This is a genomic window from Streptomyces sp. MnatMP-M17 (assembly GCF_900091995.1).
Lineage (GTDB): Bacteria > Actinomycetota > Actinomycetes > Streptomycetales > Streptomycetaceae > Streptomyces.
Window position 1 is genome coordinate 1 of record NZ_FMDK01000563.1, and the last position, 2,877, is coordinate 2,877.

Annotated in this window: 3 protein-coding genes; all 3 read left to right on the forward strand. The window is 68.4% G+C overall.

The features are described from left to right. A partial coding sequence (locus GA0115259_RS24245) for a sensor histidine kinase (RefSeq protein WP_237540461.1) occupies window positions 1–595 on the forward strand: 595 nt, incomplete at its 5' end. A gap of 251 nt (window positions 596–846) precedes the next feature. Beyond that, window positions 847–1,506, forward strand: coding sequence for a response regulator transcription factor (locus tag GA0115259_RS24250; RefSeq protein ID WP_305129631.1), 660 nt, complete (start codon window positions 847–849; stop codon window positions 1,504–1,506). A gap of 321 nt (window positions 1,507–1,827) precedes the next feature. Continuing rightward, window positions 1,828–2,877: 2-oxoacid:acceptor oxidoreductase family protein (locus tag GA0115259_RS24255; protein WP_176732636.1), on the forward strand; the 1,050-nt coding region annotated here is incomplete at its 3' end.

Here is a 2,877-nt window from a genome sequence, read left to right on the forward strand (position 1 = left end):
CGTGGACACGGCAGCAGCCGATCTGCGCAGGATCGAACGCGACCTCCACGACGGCGCCCAAGCCCGACTCGTAGCCCTCGCCATGGATCTGGGGCTGGCGAAGGAGAAGCTCACCGAAGATCCTGAGGCCGCGGCACGCATGGTGGACGAGGCACACGGAGAAGTGAAGACGGCGCTTCAGGAGCTGCGCGATCTGGCGCGCGGTATCCATCCCGCCGTCCTCACCGACCGCGGCCTCGACGCCGCGCTGTCGGCCGTCGCCTCCCGCTGCACGGTCCCGGTGAACGTGAGTGTCGATCTGCCTTCCAGGCCGGCCGCCGCGATCGAGGGCATCGCGTACTTCACCGTCTCCGAGCTCCTCCAGAACATCAGCAAGCACGCGCAGGCCCGGCGGGCCTCGGTCGATGTGTGGCAGACGCACGACCGGCTGATGCTCCAGGTCACGGACGACGGCCAGGGCGGCGCGGACGCCTCGGCGGGCAGCGGGCTGGCCGGACTGACGGAGCGGCTGGACGCGGTGGACGGGATCCTGGTCATCGACTCCCCGGCCGGCGGACCGACCACGGTGACCGCGGAGCTGCCCTGGCGCGGGTGAGAGCACGGATGCCGGCGCGGGTACGGGCAGCCATGACCGTACATACCAGAGCGACACATCCACACACTGAGCGATGCCTCCCGGGATGACCTTCCCGGGAGGCATTCGCATGGGGCTGTCACGTTTTCCACAGGCAGGCGCGGACCGATCCGAATACTGCGATGCTGGGACGCGTCCGGGCCGAGCAGGTCCGGACGGATTCGACAGTGACGGACTTCGACAGTGGGGGCTACAAGGTCGTGGAGGACAGGGTGCGGGTGGTCATCGCCGAGGACTCGGTGCTGCTTCGGGAGGGCCTGACCCGGCTGCTGACCGACCGCGGACACGATGTGGTCGCGGGTGTCGGTGACGGAGAAGCGCTGATCAAGACCGTGGGCGAGCTGGCGGACCAGGACGCCCTGCCGGATGTGGTGGTCGCGGACGTACGGATGCCGCCGACCCACACCGACGAGGGCGTGCGGGCGGCGGTGCGGCTGCGCCGGGAGCATCCGGGAATAGGCGTGCTGGTGCTCTCGCAGTACGTCGAGGAGCAGTACGCGACCGAGCTGCTGGCCGGCAGCAGCCGGGGCGTGGGCTATCTGCTGAAGGACCGGGTGGCCGAGGTCCGGGAGTTCGTCGACGCGGTCGTACGGGTGGCCAGAGGCGGCACCGCGCTGGATCCGGAGGTGGTGGCACAGCTTCTGGGCCGGAGCAGGAAGCAGGACGTACTGGCCGGGCTGACTCCGCGCGAACGGGAGGTCCTCGGTCTGATGGCCGAGGGACGGACGAACTCGGCGATCGCCAAACAGCTCGTCGTGAGCGACGGCGCGGTGGAGAAGCACGTCAGCAATATCTTCCAGAAGCTCGGGCTCTCGCCGAGTGAGGGGGATCACCGCCGGGTCCTGGCCGTGCTGACCTATCTGAGGAACTGACCTTGAGGAACTGACCGCGGGCCCGAGGGACAACCGGCCGTATACGTGTCCGCTGCCGTCCCGTCAGACGGGTGGCGGCAGATGTGTGGCGGCGCGGAAGCCCCGGGCAGGACTTAGTACCAAAGGATGAGAGCCGAGCACGGTCACGGAAAGCTTCGGGGGCGGGCAAACCATGACAAACCGGCACACCGATTCATCTCAGCCCGGCGTCCATCATACGATCGGTCCAGGGAAGGCGACCCTTACCGACGTAGGGTGGTCTCCGGGACCGCCGGGCGGCCGGCCGGTCCCGAGCAGCCGCCTCGAGGGAGGTCCAGTTCAGTGACCAGCCAGGTCAGTAGCCCAGCAGAGCACGCCGATGAGGCCGACGACACGGGCAAGAGTGCGCGCGCCGTCGGTGAACGGCATGTCTCTCTGTCCGGGTACGAGGGTCGAGAAGGTGCGGGCGAGAAGGAAGTCCGCCGTCTGGACCGGGTCATCATCCGCTTCGCGGGCGACTCCGGCGACGGGATGCAGCTCACGGGTGACCGCTTCACCTCGGAGACGGCGTCGTTCGGGAACGACCTGTCGACGCTGCCGAACTTCCCGGCCGAGATCCGGGCGCCCGCCGGGACGCTGCCGGGTGTCTCCTCGTTCCAGTTGCACTTCGCCGACCACGACATCCTCACCCCGGGCGACGCGCCGAACGTACTGGTCGCGATGAACCCGGCGGCCCTGAAGGCGAACATCGGCGATGTGCCGCGAGGCGCGGAAATCATCGTGAACACCGATGAGTTCACCAAGCGTCCGATGGCCAAGGTCGGCTACCAGACCTCGCCGCTGGAGGACGGCTCGCTCGACGGCTACCAGGTCCACCCGGTGCCGCTGACGACGCTGACGATCGAGGCGCTCAAGGAGTTCGGTCTCTCCCGCAAGGAGGCCGAGCGCTCGAAGAACATGTTCGCGCTCGGACTGCTGTCGTGGATGTACAACCGGCCGACCGAGGGCACCGAGCGGTTCCTGCGCACCAAGTTCGCCAAGAAGCCGCAGATCGCCGAGGCGAATGTGGCCGCGTTCCGCGCCGGCTGGAACTTCGGCGAGACCACGGAGGACTTCGCGGTCAGTTACGAGGTCGCGCCGGCCGACTCCGCGTTCCCGACCGGTACGTACCGCAACATCTCCGGGAATCTGGCCCTGTCGTACGGACTGATCGCCGCCTCCCACCAGGCGGAGCTGCCGCTCTATCTGGGCTCGTACCCGATCACTCCGGCCTCGGACATCCTGCACGAGCTGTCCCGGCACAAGAACTTCGGCGTACGGACCTTCCAGGCCGAGGACGAGATCGCCGCCATCGGTGCCGCGCTCGGTGCCTCCTTCGGCGGCTCCCTCGGC